This window comes from Mitsuaria sp. WAJ17 (assembly GCF_014174515.1).
In the GTDB taxonomy this organism is placed as follows: Bacteria; Pseudomonadota; Gammaproteobacteria; order Burkholderiales; family Burkholderiaceae_C; genus Roseateles_B.
On record NZ_JACJUG010000021.1, the window covers coordinates 48,589 to 68,517 of the forward strand.

The window sequence follows — 19,929 nt, forward strand, 5'->3', positions numbered from 1 at the left end:
TGATACGCATCATGTTTCCCCCGCATTTCCGCACCGCCCCGCGCCACCCAGACGCCGACGGATAGGGGTTTCCCCGTGGGCCGCGAACCTTTCGGCCGGGCAGGCCGGCATCGCGTGCGGCCACGCAAGACCTGGCCCCCGGCGCCCTGGGCAGCCTGTCACGCTGGCGCCGCAAAGCTGGAGACAGCCCCGGTCAATCGGGCACATAATCCGCCCAGCATGGCGAGGGCAAGGGCCCCGCCATGCGGGCCGTCCCGGCTAGGGGCGCTGTCGTTGGACACAGGGGGAGAGCCTGTCCTTGAGACTGTTCCAGAGCTCCTTGCGCAATGCGGTCATCCTCGCACTCGGGGTTGGTCTGCTCGTGCCCACCAGCCTCGTGCTGATGTATGACTGGCAGGCCTCGCGGCACACCGCGATGGAGGACCTGCGGCGTGACCTGGGCCGCACGGTCGAGGTGCTGGCGCTGTCACTGTCCGAACCCATCTGGCAGGTGTCGGCCGAGCTGGCTCAGCCCATGATCGACGCCCAGACCAGCGACCCCCGCTTCGTGCGCGTGCTGGTGATCGAGCCCAACAACGCCCAGCCCTTCATCCAGATGCAGCGCCCGGACCCTGATCCGGACCTGACCCTCACCCTCACCCGCCCCGTCACCCGCGACGGCCGCGAGATCGCCCAGCTGACGGTGGCCATGAGCGCCGCGCCGCTGCTGGAGGCCAAGCAGAACGAGGCCTGGCGGGCTCTGGCGCGCTCGGTGGGCATCCTGACGCTGTCCCTGGTGCTCATCCTGGGCGTGATGCAACGCCGCGTCCTGCACCCCATGGACAAGCTCAGCCGCGCCGCCGAGGAGCTGGCAGCCGGTCGGCTGGACCAGCCCCTGGAGCTGCTGGGCGAGGACGAGATCGCTCGCGTGGGCATCGCGATGGAGCGCATGCGCCAGGCCCTGCTGCGCGCCTTCGAGGACCTGCGCGGCCATGCATCGACCCTGGAGGATCAGGTGGCCCAGCGCACCGCCGAGCTGACCTCCGCCAACAACGAGCTCACCATGGCCCTGGCCAACCTCAAGACTGCGCAGCGCGAGCTGGTGGAGTCCGAGAAGCTGGCTTCCCTGGGCCGCCTGGTGGCTGGCGTGGCCCACGAGCTGAACACGCCGCTGGGCAATGCCATGACCGTGGTCTCGGCCCTGGGCGACCGCTGGACCAAGCTGGACCAGATGCTGGCCGACAACACCCCCATGCGCCGCAGCCAATTGGAGGAGCTGGTCAAGGACACCCGGCGCGGCCAGGACATCCTTCAGCGCAATGTGCAGAAGGCTGCCGACCTGGTCCGCGACTTCAAGCAGGTCGCCATCGACCAGACCACCGACTCCCGCCGCGACTTCGATCTCTCCCAGGTGATCGAGGACGTGCTGGTGATGGTCGAGCCCAGCTTCAAGCACACGCCCTTCAAGATCGTCACCGACCTCGCCCGCGAACTGGAGATGAGCAGTTACCCCGGCGCCCTGGGCCAGGTGCTCACCAACCTGCTGATGAACGCCCTCGTGCACGGCTTCGAGGGTCGGGACGAAGGCATAGTGCGCGTGTCCTGCCGGCCTCACGGCGACGATCAGGTCGAGCTGGTCGTGGAGGACGATGGTCGCGGCATGGACGCCTCCATCGTGCGCAAGATCTTCGATCCCTTCTTCACCACCAAGCTGGGCAAGGGCGGATCGGGCCTGGGCATGCACATCGTGCACAACATCGTCACCAACGTGCTGGGCGGGCAGATCGAGGTCCAGTCCACGCCCGGCCAGGGTTCGCGCATGACCATGTTGATGCCGCGCTCGGCACCGCTGCGCTCCAGCGCCGAGGACCTGATCACCCCCTGAGCCGGCCCAGCGCTGCCGCAGCACCCACGCTCGCACCGGCATGCATTGCGGGACCTGTCGAGGCCCCTGCGAGGGCCTCAGTGGCCCTCGTTGCCCGCTTCCTGCTTCTCGGACTTCCTGCTGTCGTCTGAACCGGTGACGCGCTTGAACAGATCGCCCAGCTTCACCGTGGTGCGCGTCTTGCCGCCGGCCGCAGGCTCCCCCCCGATCGGCGCTGCCGCGCGATTCGCCATGCGGAAGTTGAGGTAGCTCTCCGGCAGGGGCTCGCGCCAGAAGGCGTTGCTGGCGCCCTCGGACAGCTGAGCGGACAGCTCCGCCGCGTCAGTGGCTGAGGTGTAGATCTGGCCGTTGCCCAGCAGCATGCGCGGGTAGGAGCGGCGCTTGAAGTCTGGGCCCAGTGTGGCGATGAGCGTCTCGATGTCGCGGGTGGACTGGTTGCCGAGATCGCAGCTGCCGGCAGGCAGGTTGCCATAGCTCAGGGTGGCCCGGGTCAGGGTGCTGCGCCACACGGAGGCATTGTCCTTGGCACACCAGATGTTGGCGACGGTCGACAGGTTGACGTTCTTGCTGTTGTCCAGCGTGGTCGGCAGCACGTAGATGTCGGCGTCGATGCGGCTGTTCGGCGAGGCCAGCAGGCGCTCCAGCTTGATGCAGAAAGGGCAGTCAAACGCCGAGAGCAGCAGCACCTTGGTCCCACCCTTGCCTTGCTGCAGATGGATCAGGCGCTCGAAGCGGATGTTCTTGATCATGTCGCTGACCAGCACGCGCCGCTCGGCGTCGGACACAGGCTTGGCGCCCGCACCGGTCTCGACGAAATCGGTGATGTCACGGCTGTTGGTGGGCATCACCAGCGAGGCGGCCTCGTTGATGTAGGCATGGCCCACGCCAGGCGCGCCCTCGCAGCGGTAGAGGCCGCGCACCACGGTCTCATTGATGGCCCCGGTGCAGACAGGCGGGCTGAACTGCTTCACATAGGGCGCGAAGTTCTTGCGCACCTCGGCCACGCCGGCCTGCGCAGGCCGCGCCACCAGCGTCATGCACAGCAGGCCCAGCAGGAGTGCGGGCCAGGCCAGGCCGGGGTGAAGATGTCGGGGATGCGGGAGGTTCATGCCAGCTCCATCAAACAGGAAGACGAACGCCCCGGACAACCCCGGGGCAAGGGATGTGCGACCAGGATCAGAGCGAGGGCTTGCCGGCGCGCCTGCCCTCGGCTTCCAGTGCCTTGTCGGACGCGGTGCTCAGCACCTTGTACCAGTCCAGGAAGGCGCCGACATCGACGGCGGCGATCACGTAGTCGTCCACCAGGCCATCCTGCTTGCGGGAGTTGGCGGTGATGCTGTAGGTGCGCGAACAGGCGGTCGTCGGGGCCAGCGGGTACTGCAGGCCGATGTAGAAGTCCGACACCGAGTAGCTCTTCAGTTCTTCGAAGCAGTTGCCGTTGCGGGGTTTGTCATAGACGTTGACCCATTCGATCTCCTTGCCGCCCTTCTCGTACATCCACTGCTGTTTGTACTGCTGCGGCCGGATGGCCTTGGGGTCGATGGGCCCGAACTTGCCCGCTGCCTCGCTGACCGCCTTGAGCGTCGGGCGGTTGTCCTTGATCTGCTCCGTCTTGGTAATGGACCACACCTTGTTGGTCAGCGGCGAGACCCCGAAGGCGACGATGGTGCCGCCGGTGGTGTACTGGCCACCATACACGTGGTTGTCGAAGCTGCCCTTCATGCGGTCGATCGTCAGGTTCAGCGTCATCTTGACGTTACGGACGAAGACCTTGTTCTGCTTGCCCGCCTCCAGGATCTTCAGGGCTTCATCTGCCGGCATGCCTAGGCGGAGACCGCCAATGTCGGGTCCTTCAGCAGCCTGGGCGGTGGCTGAAAAGGTCAAGGCCGCGATCACTGCAACAGTGCCGCGCAGGGCCATCGGGGTGGGCATGAAAGTTCCTCGTTCTCGGGAGGCGCATCGTCGTCGATGCTGGGTAGGGTCGCCGGTGCGGCGCCAGCAAGGCAGCGAACCGGGAGGGCGGATCCATTGACCACTGCCAAACGGCTGGAGTGGTGGCCTTTGCTGCGGCCAGCGCGGATTTCACGCGCTCCAGATTGCGCCAGGTATCCCCCGAAGAGGGGCTATTTGTATCGAGCTGCAAGCACAAACGCTGCGACCCGCGCCTGGCTCAGCCCCATGGGTTGACAGGCGCACGAACGGGCGAGTTTCGCCCATGCAGGCACCGGCCAGAACCCCATCACGCACGCATCCAGCCAAGCCAAGGCGGCCGCGCCGCGGTGCCCGTCACGGGCAGGGACTCAGCGCTTGGGCGCCCAGGCGTCGTCGATCTCATTGAAGAGGGCTCCGGCGTCGCGCTCGGCATCGCGCAGGTCGCGATAGGGGCCGGTACCGCTGTGCTCGGCCATGGAGGCCGGCACGAAGCGACCCTGCTGCACGTCGAAGACATGCACCTCGCCGTCCTCGATCACATAGTGCCAGCCGTGCAGGGACAGCTTGCCCTGCTCCACGCGGCTGCGCACCATGGGGTAGTCCATCAGGCGCTCCAACTGCAGGACAACGGAGCGTTCCTCGGTGCGCCGCAGGGCCTCTGGAGTGGGTTGCACGGGCAGTGCGGCCTCACGGCCCATGTCCAGCCAGGCCTTGAGGTTGCGGGCCTCGGCCGGCACGTCGCCGTACAGAGCGCGGATGCCGCCGCAATGGCTGTGGCCGCAGACGATGATGTGCTTCACCTCCAGCGCCAGCACCGCGTACTCGATGGCCGCGGCCGTGCCGTGGTGGCCCACCCATTGCCGGTCCCCTCCCCCCGCTTCCAGGTGCTGGCAGGCGCGATGCTCGGCCCGGTGCTCGGCGTCATCGCAGCTGCGGTCCTCCAGCGTGCCGTCATAGGGCGGCACGAAGGCTGCCACGTTGCGCACCAGGAAGAGCTCGCCCGGACCGGCTCCCGTGAGCATGTAGGGCACGATGCGGGAGTCCGAGCAGCCGATGAACAGCGTGCTCGGGTGCTGGCCCTGCTCGACGAGGTCGCGGAAGCGCGCCTCGTACTGCGGGAAGTAGTCCTTGTTGAAGCGCCGCAGGCGGGCGAGCAGTTCGTCCGGCATGGCTGGGGTCCGCTGCTTACTGCACCAGGGGCGTATCGGCCTGGTTCAGGGAGACGCCCTGCAGCTGGGCCTGGCCGGCCAGCAGGTCCAGGTACTGGCGCATGGCGGTCACGCTCAGCTGGTGGCGCAGGAGCGCCGCCACGGAGCCGCGCACCTGATCGAAGGACGGCACCTCGCCAGCCTCGCGCTCGTCCACGCGCAGGATGTGGAAGCCATGCCGGCTACTCAGCAGGCGAGGCAGCACGCCCATGTGGCGATTGGCCTCGTCCTGGGCGAAGAGCACGCTGGCCACCTCCGGCAGGCAGTCCTCGCGCGTCAACCAGCCCAGGCCGCCCCCCTGCTCGCCGCTGGGGCAGTTGGAGTTCTCGGCCGCGGCCTTGGCAAAGGAGGCCTCGTCCTCGCAGCGCAGGCGCACCAGCAGGCCTTCGGCATGGGCGCGCAGGGCCGCCACGTCCACGCCAGGCGTCACCGCCAGCAGGATGTGGGCGGCGCGCACGCGCTCGCCGCGGGCGAAGCGCTGCGGGTGCGCCTCGTAGTAGCGCTTGCAGGCCGCATCATCCGGCTCGGGCAATTGGATCTCGCGCGCCAGCAGGGCCTCGATGGCCTCGCTGGCAGCCTCGCTGTGCACGCCGTCGATGGGGCCGGGATCGCTGGCCGCCAGCAGGCCGGCACGCTGCGCCGCCTGGCGCAGCAGCTCGCCATAGGCACGCTGGCGCAGCTCTTCCTCGCCCAGCACCTCGCCCGCGCCATGCAGGGCCACATCATTCACGCGGGCCACCGCGATGGGCGCCAGCGTCTCAACGCCGCCGACTTCAGCTTCGGCATTGGACTTGCCACCACCGCAGCCGCAGCTGCCACCACCACATCCACTCATGGCTATCTCCTTGGGGTTTCAGCGTTGATGGTTCAGCGTTGCTGCGGCGTGGTGTGACCGGCCGGCAGGCTGATGCGACGGCTGCGCACCAGCTGGTAGGGACGGAACACATAGGCCAGGGTGCCGAAGCCGCTCCACACATGCACAAGGCGGGTGAAGGGGAAGACCACAAACACCGTCATCCCCAGGAACATGTGCAGCTTGAAGATCCAGGAGGCACTGGCCAGCAGCTCCACGGCGCCGCCGCGGAAGGTGACGATGCGCTGGGCCCACTCGGCCAGCAGCATCATCATGCCGCCGTCCAGGTGCTGAGCCGACAGCGGGATGGTGGCCAGGCCCAGGGCCAGTTGGATCCAGAGCAGCACGAGCAGCAGGATGTCGCTGGTCTTGCTGTTGATGCGGATGCGCTCGTCCGACAGGCGGCGGTGCAACAGGATGCTCACGCCCGCGAAGCCGAGCAGCCCAGCGATGCCGCCGCTGATCATGGCCATCAGCTGCTTGTTGCCGGCGCTGATGAAGTGCTCGTAGAGGAAGTGCGGCGTCAGCATGCCCACGGTGTGGCCGAAGAAGAGGAAGAGCACACCCACGTGAAAGAGGTTGCTGCCCCAGCGCAGGCTGCCGGCGCGCAGCAGCTGCGAGGAGTCGCTCTTCCAGCTGTACTGGTCGCGGTCGAAACGCAGCAGGCTGCCGAGCAGGAACACGGTCAGGGCGATGTAGGGATAGACGCCGAAGAGGGCGAAATCCAGCGGTGAACTGGACAGGCTGGAAGCGGGGCTCATGCGCGCACTCCTTGCTTTTGGGTTTCTTGACGACGGACGATGTGCACAGGCTGCGGTGAGCCAGGCTTGCTCTGGCCGCGCGAGCTGCAGCCATCGAAGGCGGCGGGCTCGACCCAGGCCTCGTCCAGGGGTTCATCGACGGTGATCTGCACGGCCTGCGGCGTCTCGCCCGCCAGCTCCAGCACGGCGCCGATGGCGGCCGCCCAGGGCTTGACGCCGCGCTTGATCAGCGCGCTGTGGATGGCGTTGAGGATGTGGGCCATCTCCGCCAGGAAGCCGGCCGCCAGCGCCGGGGGCTGCGTGGAGGCGAACTCCAGCACCACGGGCAGGTAGTCGGGCAATTCCTTGGCATCGAAGAAGACACCGGCGGACTCGTAGGTCTTGGCCAGATCGACCAGTGCCGGGCCGCGCTCACGCGAATCGCCGTGCACATGCTCGAACAGGTGCAGGCTGCTGGCGCGGCCGCGGTCGAAGGTCTCCACGTATTCGGACTGCAGGGCGAAGCGGTCACGGGTCGCCATCCAGGCGATCAGGGACTCCAGCTCGCGCAGACGCTCAGCGCTCAAGGCGCTCTCCTCGCGCAGCGCGGACTGCAGCTCGGGCAGGGCCGCCAGCATCTCGTCGCTGGGGTAGTCCAGCAGCCGGGCCAGGACCCGGCAGCTGAGGCTCATGCCGCGCGACGCCATCTCAGATTTCGTTCGTTTCATCATCGTCTCCTTGCTGCGCTTCCGCTGCGCCAGTCAGCGTTCGGCCGAGTGGGGCCTGAGGATCCGGCTCTGCCGGGCCTGCAGGCCCGCCCCCTCGAGGGGGCGCGCGCAGCGCGTAGGGGGTGGGTGTTCAGACCGTCGTTTTGATCGGGATGGTGCGCTTCTTGTCACCGCCGAAGAGACTCGTTTCGGTCTGGCCATCGGAGCAGCCGTTGCCAAAGCTGAAGCCGCAGCCGCCGCGCAGGTCATACGCATTCTCGGCGTACTCGCGGTGCGTGGTCGGGATGACGAAGCGGTCCTCGTAGTTGGCGATGGCCATGACCTGGTACATGTCCTCGACCTCATTCTTCAGCAGGCCGACCTGATCCAGCACGGCCTTGTCCTCCACGCCGTCCACATGCTTGCCGCGCTGGTAGGCGCGCATGGCCAGCATGCGCTCCAGGGCGCGCTCGACCGGCTTCACGTCACCGGCGGTGAGCATATTGGCCAGGTACTGCACGGGGATGCGCAGCTGCTTCACATCGGGGATCAGGCCGTTGACACCGACGTGGCCGGCGTTGGCCGCAGCGCTGATCGGCGAGAGCGGCGGCACGTACCAGACCATGGGCAGGGTGCGGTATTCCGGGTGCAGGGGCAAGGCCACCTTCCAGTCCACGGCCATCTTGTAGACCGGGCTCTTGCGGGCGGCAATCAGCCAGGCCTCGGGCACACCGTCCTTGCGGGCCTGTTCGATCACGGCCGGATCGTTGGGGTCCAGGAAGATGTCCAGCTGGGCCTGGTAGAGCTCCTTGTCGTCCTTGACGGACGCGGCCTGCTCGATGCGGTCCGCGTCATACAGCAGCACGCCCAGGTAGCGGATGCGACCCACGCAGGTCTCGGAGCAGACGGTGGGCTGGCCCGATTCGATGCGGGGGTAGCAGAACACGCACTTCTCGGCCTTGCCGCTCTGCCAGTTGTAATAGATCTTCTTGTAGGGGCAGCCCGAGACGCACATGCGCCAGCCGCGGCACTTGTCCTGGTCGATCAGGACGATGCCGTCTTCCTCGCGCTTGTAGATCGAGCCCGAGGGGCAGGAGGCCACGCACGCCGGGTTGAGGCAGTGCTCGCACAGGCGCGGCAGGTACATCATGAAGGTGTTCTCGAACTGGCCGTAGATCTCCTTCTGCACGTTCTCGAAGTTGGCGTCCTTGCTGCGCTTGGAGAACTCACCGCCGAGGATTTCCTCCCAGTTCGGGCCCCACTGGATCTTCTCCATGCGCTGGCCCGTGATCAGGCTGCGCGGACGCGCGGTGGGCGCGGCCTTGGACTTCGGCGCCGACTGCAGGTGGTCGTAGTCGAAGGTGAAGGGCTCGTAGTAGTCGTCAATCTCGGGCAGGTTGGGATTGGCGAAGATGCGCATCAGCAGCTTCCACTTGCCACCCTGGCGGGGGACGATGCTGCCGTCGCTCTTGCGCATCCAGCCGCCGTGCCAGCGGTCCTGGTTCTCCCATTCCTTGGGATAGCCGATGCCCGGCTTGGATTCGACGTTGTTGAACCAGGCGTACTCCATGCCGGAGCGGTTGGTCCAGACGTTCTTGCAGGTGACGGAGCAAGTGTGGCAACCGATGCACTTGTCCAGGTTCAGCACCATGCCGATTTGTGCGCGAACTTTCATCGCGGAACTCCTTGTCTATCAGATCGCTGAGTCAGTTCCGAAGGCCTCGGGAGAGGACGCTTCAGTGAGAAGGAAGGAGCTAGCAAGCAGCGCCCTCCCCCGGGCCGTCGAAAACTGGATGTCCATGGGATGAGCCTGATGGGTCAGGCTGCGTGGTGGCCCGACTCCTCGTCGAGCCAGTCCACCTTGGCCATCTTGCGCACCAGCACGAATTCATCGCGGTTGGTGCCGATCGTTCCGTAGTAGTTGAAGCCGTAGCTCAGCTGGGCGTAGCCGCCGATCATGTGCGTCGGCTTGGTGACGATGCGGGTCACCGAGTTGTGGATGCCGCCGCGCGTGCCGGTGATCTCCGCCCCCGGTGTGTTGATGATCTTTTCCTGCGAGTGGTACATGAGCGTCATGCCCTTGTTCACGCGCTGGCTGACCACCGCCCGCGCCGCGATGGCGCCGTTGCTGTTGAAGAGCTCGATCCAGTCGTTGTCCTCGATGCCGGCTTCCCGGGCATCGTCTTCCGAGAGCCACACCACCGAGCCGCCGCGGTTGAGCGTCAGCATCATGAGGTTGTCGCTGTAGGTCGAGTGGATGCCCCACTTCTGGTGAGGCGTGATGAAGTTGAGCGCGATTTCCTTGTGGCCGTTGGGCTTCTTGCCCTCCACCTCATGCAGGGTCTTGAGGTCCACCGGCGGGCGATAGCTGCTGAAGCCCTCGCCGAAGGCCAGCATCCAGGGGTGGTCCTGGTAGAACTGCTGGCGGCCGGTCAGCGTACGCCATGGGATCAGTTCGTGCACGTTGGTGTAGCCGGCGTTGTAGGAGACCTTCTCGCTCTCCAGGCCCGACCAGGTTGGCGAGGAGATGATCTTGCGCGGCTGCGCCTGGATGTCGCGGAAGCGGATCTTCTCGTCCTCGCGGTGCAGGGCCAGGTGGGCGTGCTCGCGGCCGGTTTGCTTGGACAGCGCTTCCCAGGCCTTGACGGCGACGTGGCCGTTGGTCTCGGGCGCCAGCTGCAGCACCACCTCGGTAGCGTCGATGTCGCTCTCGATCTTGGGCATCCCCTTGGTGACGCCTTCATCGCGCACCAGGCCGTTGAGCTCACCCAACTGCTCGACCTCGGTCTTGGTGTCCCAGCCGATGCCCTTGCCGCCGTTGCCCGCCTTGTTCATCAAGGGGCCCAGGGCGGTGAAGCGTTTGTAGAGGTTGGGGTAGTCGCGCTCGATGACGGCGATCTGCGGCGCTGTCTTGCCGGGGATCAGATCGATCTCGCCCTTCTTCCATTCCTTCACGTCGAAGGGCTGAGCCAGCTCGGCGGGGCTGTCGTGCATCAGCGGCGTCAGCACCACCTCCTTCTCGACCCCCAGGTGGCCGACGCAGAGTTCGGACACGCTCTTGGCGAAACCCTTGTAGATCTCCCAGTCGCTGCGGGCCTGCCAGGCCGGATCCACCGCGGTGGACAGCGGGTGGATGAAGGGGTGCATGTCGCTGGTGTTGAGGTCGTTCTTCTCGTACCAGGTGGCGGTGGGCAGCACGATGTCCGAGTACAGGCAGGTCGTGCTCATGCGGAAGTCCAGCGTGACCAGCAGGTCCAGCTTGCCTTCGGGCGCCTTGTCGTGCCAGACCACTTCCTCGGGCTTGGCGTCGTCGCGGCCCAGGTCCTTGCCCTGCACGCCGTTGGTGGTGCCCAGCAGGTGCTTGAGGAAGTACTCATGGCCCTTGCCCGAGGAGCCCAGGATGTTGGAGCGCCACACGAACATATTGCGCGGCCAGTTGTCCGGATGGTCCGGGTCCTCGCAGCTCATGCGCAGGCTGCCATCCTTCAGTGCCTTGACGGCGTAGTCCTTGGCGTCCAGGCCCTGAGCCTGCGCCGTCTTGACCACCTCGATCGGGTTGGTCTGCAGCTGCGGCGCGCTGGGCAGCCAGCCCATGCGCTCGGCGCGCACGTTGTAGTCAATCAGGCTGCCGCCAAACTTGGACTTGTCGGCCAGGGGCGAGAGCACCTCCTGCACGTCCAGCTTCTCATAGCGCCACTGGTCGGTGTGGGCGTAGAAGAAGCTGGTGGAGTTCATCTGGCGCGGCGGGCGGATCCAGTCCAGTGCGAAGGCCAGGGCCGTCCAGCCGGTCTGCGGGCGCAGCTTCTCCTGGCCCACGTAATGCGCCCAGCCACCGCCGCTCTGGCCGATGCAGCCGCACATCATCAGCATGTTGATGATGCCGCGGTAGTTCATGTCGCAGTGGTACCAGTGGTTCATCGCGGCGCCGATGATGACCATGGAGCGGCCGCGGGTCTTGTCGGCGTTGTCGGCGAACTCGCGGGCCACCGTGGTGATCTGCTCGCGCTTCACGCCGGTGATGTGCTCAGCCCAGGCCGGGGTGTAGGGCTTGTTGTCGTCGTAGCTCTTGGGACAGTCGTCACCCAGGCCGCGGTCCACGCCGTACTGCGCCACCTGCAGGTCGAAGACGGTGGCCACCAGCACCTCGCCGGCGTCCTCGTGCTTGCCCAGCTTCAGGCGCTGCACCGGCACCTTGCGGGCCAGCACGTCCTGTTGTTTGTTGGCGGTGAACTGCGGAGACTCGATGCCGCCGAAGTAGGGGAAGCCAACGTCCGCGATCTCATGCTGGGGCTCCTTGGCCTCCAGCAGCGACAGACGAAGGGTGACATCGCTGTTGCCGCGGGCTTCCTTGTTCTCCAGGTTCCACTTGCCCAGGTCATCGCGCTCGCTGGCGCCCCAGCGGAAACCGATGGAGCCGTTGGGAACCACCACCTTGCCGTCCTGGTCGAAGGCCAGGGTCTTCCAGTCCGGGTTGTTGTCCTGGCCCAGCTTGCCGCCGAAGTCGCTGGCACGCAGGTAGCGGTCCGGCACCAGCAGGGTGCGGCCGTCGGGCGTGGTGGTCTTCTTCAGCTGGACCAGCAGGGGCAGGTCGGTGTAGCGGCGCGCGTAGTCATCGAAATAGGCGCTGCGCTTGTCGAAATAGAACTCCTTGAAGATCACATGGCCCATGGCCATGGCGATCGCGGCATCGGTGCCCTGCTTGGGGTGCATCCAGATGTCGCAGAGCTTGGAGATCTCGGCGTAGTCCGGCGTGATGGCGACGGTCTTCGTGCCCTTGTAGCGGACCTCGGTGAAGAAGTGCGCGTCCGGCGTGCGGGTTTGGGGCACGTTGGAGCCCCAGGCGATGATGTAGTTGCTGTTGTACCAGTCGGCACTTTCGGGCACGTCGGTCTGCTCGCCCCAGATCTGCGGGCTGGAGGGTGGCAGGTCGCAGTACCAGTCATAGAAGCTCATGCAGACGCCGCCCAACAGGCTCAGGTAGCGGCTGCCGGCCGCGTAGCTGATCATGGACATGGCCGGGATGGGCGAGAAGCCGATCACGCGGTCCGGGCCGTGCTTCTTGACGGTGTAGATGTTGGCGCTGGCGATGATCTCGTTGACCTCGTCCCAGCTGGAGCGCACGAAGCCACCCAGGCCACGCTCCTTCTGCCATTCACGGCGGGCTTCCTGGTTCTCGACGATATTGGTCCAGGCGTCCACCGGGCTCTTGGCCACGGCGCGCGCGGCACGCCAGTGCTTGAGCAGGGCACCGCGCACCATGGGGTACTTCACGCGGTTGGCGCTGTAGAGGTACCAACTGTAGGAAGCGCCACGGGCGCAGCCGCGGGGCTCGTGGTTGGGCAGGTCGGCGCGAGTGCGCGGGTAGTCGGTCTGCTGGGTTTCCCAGGTGACGATGCCGCCCTTCACGTAGATCTTCCACGAGCAGGAGCCCGTGCAGTTCGTGCCGTGGGTGGAGCGCACGATCTTGTCGTGGGCCCAGCGGTTGCGATAGGCGTCTTCCCAGGTGCGGTCCTCGCCGGTCACGCGGCCATGGCCGTCGGCGAAGTCTTCCTTGGGCTGGGCGAAGTAGCTCAGTCGGTCGAGAAAGTGGCTCATATGCTGATCCTGTGTCTTGGGATGCGGTCGGCCTTCCTGCGAAGGGGCCGACCGGCGAATGCGTGTGAGGGCCGGGGCCTCAAGGGTTCTTCACGTAGGCCTTGGCGCGCAGGTAGAACCACCAGTTCAGCACCAGGCACACGGCGTAGAAGACGGAGAAGCCGTAGAAGGCGTATTGCGGCGTGCCGGCCTTGATCTGCTGGCCGATCAGCACGGGGGCGATGAAGGCGCCATAAGCCGCGACGGCCGAGGTCCAGCCCAGCACGGGGCCGGCCTGCTGGCGGTCGAAGATGAAGCCCACGCTGCGGAAGGTCGAGCCATTGCCCACGCCGCTGGCGGCGAAGAGCAGCACGAACAGGCCCATGAACATGGGGAAGTACTGCTCAGGGGCCGAAGAGCCGTAGGCCTGCATCATCACATAGCCCACGGCGGCCGAGGCCACGACCATGATGGCCGAAATGACCTGGGTGACGATGGAGCCGCCGACCTTGTCAGAGATCCAGCCGCCGATGGGGCGCACGGCGGCACCGACGAAGGGGCCGATCCAGGCATAGGTCAGTGCGGACGGGGCGTTGGGGTTCTTCAGCGTGTGCTGCATGACGCCGGCGGCATCAGGAGCGTGGATGAAGCCGAAGATCACGGTGATGGCCAAGGGCAAGGCCATCGAGAAGCCGATGAAGCTGCCGAAGGTCACGACGTACAGCGCCGTCATGCTCCAGGTGTGCTTGTTCTTGAAGATCTCGAACTGCTTGGCCACGTTCTCCTTCATGGTGCCGAAGGCGGCCAACTTCATCACCACCAGCGCGGCGATGATGTCCAGCGGGATGGCGACCCACATGTTCAAGAGGCCCAGGCCCGTCGGTGCCGGCAGGTAGAGATACAGCATTCCGATCGAGGGAATGAAGGCCAGCGAGTACAGGTAGATGATCTTCAGGAAAGCGCTGATGGGCGAGCCACTGTTGGGCGTCACCGTCTTCAGGTTGTTCATGCCGAACCAGCACAGCACGGCCAGGGGCACCAGGGACAGCACCCAGGCGAAGCCGGCGTTCTGGATATAGGTGGGCGTGCCCGCCTTGATCTTGCCGAAGATCCAGCCGCTGTCCTTGATCAGGGCCTTGGCCTCGCCGCCGAAGGCGCCGAACAGCCCGATGGTCATCACCAGCGGGATCACGATCTGCATGGTCGTGACACCGAAGTTGCCCAGGCCGGCGTTCAGGCCCAGGGCCGTGCCCTGCAGGCGCTTGGGGAAGAAGGTGCTGATGTTGGACATCGACGAGGCGAAGTTCCCGCCGCCCACGCCAGACCACAGGGCCATCAGCTGGAAGACCCACAGCGGCCACTCGGGGTGCTGCAGCGCGATGCCCGTGCCGATGGCCGGGGCCAGCAGCATGGCCGTGGTCAGGAAGATGGTGTTGCGGCCGCCGGCCATGCGGATCAAGAAGGAGGCCGGGATGCGCATGGTGGCGCCGGAGATGCCGGCGATGGCGGTCAGCGTGAAGAGCTCGGCCTGGCTGAAGGGGAAGCCCAGATTCAGCATCTGCACGGTGATGATGCCCCACATGCCCCAGACCGCGAAGCCGCACAGGAGCGCGGGAATCGAGATCCAGAGGTTGCGGTAGGCGATCTTGCTGCCGGTCTGTGCCCAGAACTGCTCGTCCTCGGGACGCCAGTCCTGGATGTCGCCCGCACCGCTGCTCGATGCAGCGGGCACGGCGGGATGGGTGGTGGTGTTCATGACTACTCCTGCGAACTCGGTCCCCGCGGCTCAGCGCGCGAAGGATTGAGAGATGGGGGAGACCGGGGCGTTCTTGCCCATCACTTCGGTCTTGCGGACTTCGGTCCAGTACATCCAGATCAGCGAGACCCAGACCACGCCGTACATCAGCATGAAGCAGCTGGAGCGCACGCCGGTGAAGTCCATCAGGGCACCGAACATGATGGGCAGGATGAAGCCGCCCAGGCCGCCGGCCAGACCGACGATGCCGCTGATGGTGCCGATGTTGGCGCCATAGTCATCGCTGATGTACTTGAAGACGCTGGCCTTACCGAAGGCCCAGGCCACGCCCAGGATGGCCATCAGGCCGGTGAAGCCGTAGACGTTCAGGCCGATGTGGAAGGTGCGTGCGCCGTTGACGGTCTGCACGGTGAAGTCGGTCTGCGGATAGGACAACAGGAACAGGCAGATCCAGCTCACCCACATCACCCACCAGGTGACGCCATGGGCGCCGTACTTGTCGCTGAGCCAGCCGCCGATGGCGCGCAGCACGCCGCCAGGCAGAGAGAAGCAGGCAGCCAGCAGGGCGGCCACGCGGATGTCCAGGCCGTACTCGCCGACGTAGTACTGCACCATCCACAGACTCAGGGCCACATAGCCGCCGAAGACGATGGAGTAGTACTGGCAGTACTTCAGCACCTTGGGGTCCTTCAGCGCCTTGAGCTGCGAGACGAAGCTGGCCTTGCTGGCCACCGTGTGCGATTCATCGTGATAGCTGAAGAACCAGAACAGGATGGCCGTGCCCAGCAGCACGGCGGCGTAGACGTGCGGCACCATGGTCCAGCCAAAGGCCACGACCAGGGCGGGCGCCACAAACTTGTTGACCGCGGCGCCGGAGTTGCCCGCACCGAACACGCCCATGGCGAAGCCTTGGCGCTGCTTTGGGAACCAGCGGGCCACATAGGGTGTACCCACCGAGAAGGAGCCGCCCGCCATGCCCACGAACAGGCCGATCGCCAGGAAGTGCCAGTAGGCCGTGGCATAGGCCATCAGCCAGATGGGGATCACGCAGGACAGCATCAGGCAGAAGAAGACGATGCGGCCGCCGAACTTGTCGGTCCAGATGCCCAGGGGCACGCGGATCAGCGAGCCGGTGAGCACGGGCGTGGCGGTCAGCAGGCCGAACTCGGTGGCGTTCAGGCCCAGCTGCTTCTTGATGGGAATGCCGATGACGCCGAACATCATCCAGACCATGAAGCAGACCGTGAAGGCCAGGGTGCTGACGATCAGGACCGAGAGGGCGCGGCCGCTGCCATTGGGCCTGGGCGCGGTGGTATCAGACATGGACGGACTCCTTTTTCTCCATGCCTCTACTGTGGCCAAAGGGCCCTCTTGCGAACATCCTTCGGTGGAGCCAAGGCCGCGGATGCACAAGAACTAGCTCCCGGCGCTGACCCATAGTTCCAAAGGACTAGGCCATTGGGAGAATGGTCGGACCTTGCGCTTGATCAAGACATCCGGGCGAAAGAAGGGCCGCAGGGCGACCCCTCGGGCCTGTCAAAGACCGTCACAAAGCGCATACGCAAGCGCCACTGACGCCGAGGGGCTCGACGAACAGAATTCTTTCCATGCCGCGAATGTTTCGCAGCAAGCAAAGGAGAGAACGCCATGAACACCAAGCACATCGCCCGCCTCATCAAGACCGCCGCCGGTGGCAGCCTGATCGCCCTGGCCAGCCTCAGCGCCCATGCCGCCGACAAGGAACAGGGCTTCTACATGGGTGCCGACATCGGCCGCGCCAAGCAGAACCTGAATGCCGGCAACCTCAGCTCCGATCGCAATGCCAACAGCCTGAACCTGTATGGCGGCTACAAGATCGACAAGAACTTCGCCGTGGAACTGGGCTATGCCGACCTGGGCAAGGCCAAGATCGGCGACGCCAGCGCAAAGACCAAGGCGCTGAACGCCGACCTGCTGGCCAGCACCGCCCTGACGCAAGACCTGTCCCTGTACGGCCGCCTGGGCGCCGCCCGCTACGACCGCAACTTCAGCGCTGGCGGCTCTGACCACACCGTGGGCTTCAAGCTGGGCGCCGGCCTGGAATACAAGCTGAGCGATCAGCTGTCGCTGCGCGGTGAAGTCACCCGCTACAACAACCTGCCGACGGCCAACGGCCAAGGCTTCGGCCGCACCGCCAACAACGTCTCGGCCGGCGTGAAGTACCGCTTCTGATCTCGAGTGATCCGGGGGCCGTCATCGGAATGCGGCGGGCCCCGGACCCTGCCACTGGATTGACAACCCTTTTGATATCGTTCGGCCGCTGCCCTCCCGGGTAGCGGCTTTTTCATTGCGGCTGGCCGATGCCCCGCTCGCTGGCCCACACGGCCACCTGCACGCGCGAGTTCAGGCCCAGCTTGCGCAGAATGTGCTGCACGTGGATCTTGACCGTGGTCTCGGCGATGCCCAGGCGGCGGGCGATCTCCTTGTTGCTGGCACCCTGCACGATCTCACGCAGGATCTCGCCCTCGCGCGGCGAGAGGCCGGCTTCCACGTCCGGCGCCACCATCGTCTCCGCCATTGCAGCAACCTGGGGGATCGGCGCCGGCAGCGCGCTCGCCCGCAAAGCCCGGACCAGCTTGGACATCATCTCCGGACTCACCACGGACTCACCCTCATGCGCACGGCGCAGGGCACTCGCGAGATCCGCGCCGTCCATGGTCTTGAGCAGATAGCCGGCCGCCCCTCCACGCAATGCGGCGGTGAGGTCCTGCTCATCCTCGCTGACGGTCAGCATGAGCACCTGGGCCTGCGGAGCCACCCCGCGGAGGTCCGGCAGCAGGTCCACGCCCAGCACGCCAGGCATGTGGTTGTCCAGCAGGATGAGGTCGGGCTTGAGTTCCTCGGCGCGGCGCAGGGCCTCGACGCCGTCGGCGGCCTCGCCCACGATCTCAAGGCCCTCTTCCTGCGCCAGCAGGGCGATGAGCCCGCGGCGGAACAGCTTGTGGTCATCCACCACCATCACACGGATCACGTACGTCCTCCAGCCTGCCGCGCCTCGGCGGCCACCCAGTCATTGTGCCCGCGTGCCTCCGCGCTGCCCTCGGGCTCCTCCCTGCCCTCCCTTGCATCGGCCTCGCTGAGCTCCAACACCACCACGGTGCCGCCGCCCTCGCGCGGGCGCACGCTCAGGCTCGCGCCGATGCGCTGCGCGCGCTCGCGCATGATGCGCAGCCCAACATGGGTCTCGTCGAAGCGGCCATGCTCGGTGTCGAAGCCGCGGCCATCGTCACTGACCTCGAAGCGCCAGGCGGGCTCCTGGATCACACGCACCTCCACGTGCTGGGCCCCCGCATGCTTGCGCACGTTGGACAGCGCTTCCTGGACCACGTGCAGGACCTGGATCTGCTCGTCCGGCGGCAGGGGCACACCGTTGCCGTGCACCATCAGCTGCGCCTGGATACCGCTCTGCAGCTCGAACTTGGACAGCGTGGTGCGCAGGGCATGCTGGATGTCCTCGTGGCCGGGGCGGGTGCGGAAATGCAGCAGCAACTCGCGCACGTCTGCATAGCTCTCGCGCACGCCGGCATCGATCTCGGCCAGCGCGGCCTCCACATCGGCCTGGCGCTGCTTGAGCAGGCCGCTGCGCAGCAGCTGGACCTGGATCTTGAGGAAGGCCAGGGACTGGGCGATGGAATCATGCAGCTCCTGGGCCAGCAGGTTGCGCTCCTCGCTGACGGCCATCTCGCGGTCGCGGGCTGCCAGGCGCAGGTTCTCCAGCAGAGTCCCGAAGTGGCCCACCAGGGCATCCAGCAGCTGGGACTCGCTCTCGCCGGGCCGCTTCTCGCCGTAGAAGAAGAGCTCGACCTCGCCCAGGGTGCGCTGGCCGCTGCGCATGGGCAGGGCGATCACCGTCTGGTAGCCGGCCTGCTCGCAGAAGCCCAGGGCCGTGCTGCCCAACTGGCGGATGGGGATGACGCGGGCGCCCGTCTGGGTCTGCAGGTGCTCGCCGCAGGCGCAATCGCCCATGTGCACGCAGCGCTCGGCCTCGCTCATGCGCTGGGGCAGGCGGGTCTGGCCCAGCAGGAGCAGGCGGTCGCCGTCCTCGTTGGCCAGGCGCACCGCGGCGGCATCGGCGCCGGCCACGCGAGCGATCTTCACCGCGAAGTCATTGGCCAGTTGAGCGCGGTCGTCGCTGCCATGGCTGGCCATCAGGGCCACGTCATAGAGCGCGGCCAGGCGCTCGTTCTTCTGCGCCAGGCTGGCGGTCTTCTCGGCGACCTTGGCCTCCAGACCCTGGTAGGAGCGCTGCAGCGCATCGGCCATGGTGTTGAAGCCCTGAGCCAGGGAGGCGAACTCCTCCACCGAGTTGCGCTCGTCGATACGCGGCGAGAAATCCCGTGCGGCCATGGTGGCCAGGCCGTCCCGCAGGCGCTGCAGGGGTCGCACGATCCACACCAGGGTGCCCGAGACGAAGACCACCGAGGCCCCCACCACCAGCACCACCAGCCCGAAGCACATGCCGCCCAGCAGGGCCGTGCGGGTGGAGATCGTGCGCTCGATGGCCGAGACGAAGCTGTCCACCGTGCCCACGAACTGCTCCGCCTGCAGGTGCAGCAGCGGCCCGCCGCCGGGCTTGAGCAGTTGAGCGCGCAGAGGCACCCAAGCCGCGGCCACCTCACCGAAGCGGGCGACGCAGGCCTTGTTGTCGGGAATGAAGAGCGGGCGGCTGGGATCGCCCTGGCGCAGGTTGGCGATCATGTCGTCGAAAGTCTCGACGCCGCGATTGACCTCGCCCACCTCGCCGCGCTCATGTGCCAGCGCGAGGCGGTAGGTCATCATGCGCATGCGGCCGGCCTCGTTGATGGCGCCCGCCCCGCCCTCCAGCTGCCAGGAGACCCACAGCGTGAAGCCGATGGCCGCCAGGGCTACCATCAGAAAGGTGGTCTGGATGAGGGCGAGCTTGCCCGCCAGGCTACGAAGCAAGGTGCGCATGCTGCGCACGATAGAAGCGCGGCCCCCCGGCCGGCTTGATCAATGTCAAATGGAGGCCAGGCGGACGCCCGTGGGCGGCAGCGCCTGCCTCCTGGCGCGCCATCCGCGCTTACTGGGACGCCGCCGAGGCAGGGGCGCTGGCCGCCGCGGGGGCCGAGGCCGCCAGGACGGCGGAAGCCGCGGGCTCGGCGTGGCTGGCGCCGACGTCGTGCTTCTCGCCGCTCATGTCGATGTCACCACCGCTCTTCATCAGGATGAACAGGGCCAGCGCAGCAAAGAGCACGAAGCCGACGACGAGTTTCCACATGGTTGATCCACCCAGTT

15 protein-coding genes are annotated in these 19,929 nt (G+C 66.4%); 2 read left to right on the forward strand and 13 right to left on the reverse strand.

Annotated elements, in window-relative coordinates; all coding sequences use genetic code 11:
* The first annotated feature begins 298 nt into the window (after positions 1-298).
* Complete coding sequence (locus tag H5407_RS16790) at positions 299-1,864, forward strand: sensor histidine kinase (protein WP_183105627.1); 1,566 nt, start codon at positions 299-301, stop codon at positions 1,862-1,864.
* A gap of 77 nt (positions 1,865-1,941) precedes the next feature.
* Here H5407_RS16790 and H5407_RS16795 read toward each other — a convergent pair whose 3' ends face one another.
* From H5407_RS16795 to H5407_RS16840, 10 genes are all read right to left on the reverse strand, one after another.
* Complete coding sequence (locus tag H5407_RS16795; RefSeq protein ID WP_183105628.1) at positions 1,942-2,973, reverse strand: hypothetical protein; 1,032 nt, start codon at positions 2,971-2,973, stop codon at positions 1,942-1,944.
* Positions 2,974-3,040: 67 nt separating this feature from the next.
* On the reverse strand, positions 3,041-3,796 hold the full coding sequence (locus tag H5407_RS16800; protein WP_183105629.1) for a hypothetical protein: 756 nt from the start codon (positions 3,794-3,796) through the stop codon (positions 3,041-3,043).
* A gap of 368 nt (positions 3,797-4,164) precedes the next feature.
* Positions 4,165-4,965: a carbonic anhydrase gene (locus H5407_RS16805; RefSeq protein ID WP_183105630.1), complete on the reverse strand. Its 801-nt coding sequence runs from the start codon at positions 4,963-4,965 to the stop codon at positions 4,165-4,167.
* A 16-nt stretch (positions 4,966-4,981) separates the two neighbouring features.
* Positions 4,982-5,839 (reverse strand): peptidylprolyl isomerase, encoded by an 858-nt coding sequence (locus H5407_RS16810; RefSeq protein WP_183105631.1) that lies wholly within the window; start codon positions 5,837-5,839, stop codon positions 4,982-4,984.
* Positions 5,840-5,871: 32 nt separating this feature from the next.
* A complete protein-coding gene (gene narI, locus H5407_RS16815) occupies positions 5,872-6,618 on the reverse strand; it encodes a respiratory nitrate reductase subunit gamma (protein WP_183105632.1) in 747 nt (248 codons plus the stop codon).
* A complete protein-coding gene (narJ, locus tag H5407_RS16820) occupies positions 6,615-7,328 on the reverse strand; it encodes a nitrate reductase molybdenum cofactor assembly chaperone (protein WP_404935639.1) in 714 nt (237 codons plus the stop codon). Before narJ ends, narI begins: the two co-directional genes overlap by 4 nt.
* 127 nt (positions 7,329-7,455) lie before the next feature.
* Complete coding sequence (gene narH, locus H5407_RS16825; RefSeq protein WP_183105633.1) at positions 7,456-8,979, reverse strand: nitrate reductase subunit beta; 1,524 nt, start codon at positions 8,977-8,979, stop codon at positions 7,456-7,458.
* A gap of 143 nt (positions 8,980-9,122) precedes the next feature.
* Positions 9,123-12,899 carry a nitrate reductase subunit alpha gene (locus H5407_RS16830; protein ID WP_183105634.1) on the reverse strand — a complete coding sequence of 1,259 codons (3,777 nt, stop codon included), beginning with the start codon at positions 12,897-12,899 and terminating at the stop codon, positions 9,123-9,125.
* A gap of 79 nt (positions 12,900-12,978) precedes the next feature.
* Entirely contained in the window at positions 12,979-14,634 is a 1,656-nt protein-coding gene (locus H5407_RS16835) for an MFS transporter (protein ID WP_183105635.1), read from the reverse strand.
* A 30-nt stretch (positions 14,635-14,664) separates the two neighbouring features.
* The gene (locus H5407_RS16840; RefSeq protein WP_183105636.1) at positions 14,665-15,957 is read right to left on the reverse strand and encodes a nitrate/nitrite transporter; all 1,293 of its coding nucleotides are present in this window, start codon (positions 15,955-15,957) and stop codon (positions 14,665-14,667) included.
* A 324-nt stretch (positions 15,958-16,281) separates the two neighbouring features.
* Here H5407_RS16840 and H5407_RS16845 point away from each other — a divergent pair, with 324 nt between their 5' ends.
* A complete protein-coding gene (locus tag H5407_RS16845) occupies positions 16,282-16,845 on the forward strand; it encodes an outer membrane beta-barrel protein (protein WP_183105637.1) in 564 nt (187 codons plus the stop codon).
* 112 nt (positions 16,846-16,957) lie between these two features.
* Here the strand turns inward: H5407_RS16845 and H5407_RS16850 are convergent, their stop codons facing one another.
* The 3 genes from H5407_RS16850 to H5407_RS16860 all read right to left on the reverse strand — a co-directional run bounded on the left by H5407_RS16850 (position 16,958) and on the right by H5407_RS16860 (position 19,912).
* Positions 16,958-17,632 carry a response regulator gene (locus H5407_RS16850; protein ID WP_183105671.1) on the reverse strand — a complete coding sequence of 225 codons (675 nt, stop codon included), beginning with the start codon at positions 17,630-17,632 and terminating at the stop codon, positions 16,958-16,960.
* Positions 17,633-17,640: 8 nt separating this feature from the next.
* On the reverse strand, positions 17,641-19,605 hold the full coding sequence (locus H5407_RS16855) for a type IV pili methyl-accepting chemotaxis transducer N-terminal domain-containing protein (RefSeq protein ID WP_183105638.1): 1,965 nt from the start codon (positions 19,603-19,605) through the stop codon (positions 17,641-17,643).
* Positions 19,606-19,714: 109 nt separating this feature from the next.
* A complete protein-coding gene (locus H5407_RS16860) occupies positions 19,715-19,912 on the reverse strand; it encodes a hypothetical protein (RefSeq protein WP_183105639.1) in 198 nt (65 codons plus the stop codon).
* Positions 19,913-19,929 lie beyond the last annotated feature (17 nt).

Excerpts from the sequence above, each read along its gene's own strand:
- H5407_RS16845 (WP_183105637.1), top strand. The coding sequence starts at position 16,282 with ATGAACACCAAGCACATCGCCCGCCTCATCAAGACCGCCGCCGGTGGC.
- H5407_RS16855 (WP_183105638.1), bottom strand. The coding sequence starts at position 19,605 with ATGCGCACCTTGCTTCGTAGCCTGGCGGGCAAGCTCGCCCTCATCCAG.
- H5407_RS16795 (WP_183105628.1), bottom strand. The coding sequence starts at position 2,973 with ATGAACCTCCCGCATCCCCGACATCTTCACCCCGGCCTGGCCTGGCCC.
- H5407_RS16805 (WP_183105630.1), bottom strand. The coding sequence starts at position 4,965 with ATGCCGGACGAACTGCTCGCCCGCCTGCGGCGCTTCAACAAGGACTAC.
- H5407_RS16840 (WP_183105636.1), bottom strand. The coding sequence starts at position 15,957 with ATGTCTGATACCACCGCGCCCAGGCCCAATGGCAGCGGCCGCGCCCTC.
- H5407_RS16810 (WP_183105631.1), bottom strand. The coding sequence starts at position 5,839 with ATGAGTGGATGTGGTGGTGGCAGCTGCGGCTGCGGTGGTGGCAAGTCC.
- narJ (WP_404935639.1), bottom strand. The coding sequence starts at position 7,328 with ATGATGAAACGAACGAAATCTGAGATGGCGTCGCGCGGCATGAGCCTC.
- H5407_RS16835 (WP_183105635.1), bottom strand. The coding sequence starts at position 14,634 with ATGAACACCACCACCCATCCCGCCGTGCCCGCTGCATCGAGCAGCGGT.
- H5407_RS16800 (WP_183105629.1), bottom strand. The coding sequence starts at position 3,796 with ATGCCCACCCCGATGGCCCTGCGCGGCACTGTTGCAGTGATCGCGGCC.
- narH (WP_183105633.1), bottom strand. The coding sequence starts at position 8,979 with ATGAAAGTTCGCGCACAAATCGGCATGGTGCTGAACCTGGACAAGTGC.
- H5407_RS16860 (WP_183105639.1), bottom strand. The coding sequence starts at position 19,912 with ATGTGGAAACTCGTCGTCGGCTTCGTGCTCTTTGCTGCGCTGGCCCTG.
- H5407_RS16850 (WP_183105671.1), bottom strand. The coding sequence starts at position 17,632 with ATGGTGGTGGATGACCACAAGCTGTTCCGCCGCGGGCTCATCGCCCTG.
- H5407_RS16830 (WP_183105634.1), bottom strand. The coding sequence starts at position 12,899 with ATGAGCCACTTTCTCGACCGACTGAGCTACTTCGCCCAGCCCAAGGAA.
- narI (WP_183105632.1), bottom strand. The coding sequence starts at position 6,618 with ATGAGCCCCGCTTCCAGCCTGTCCAGTTCACCGCTGGATTTCGCCCTC.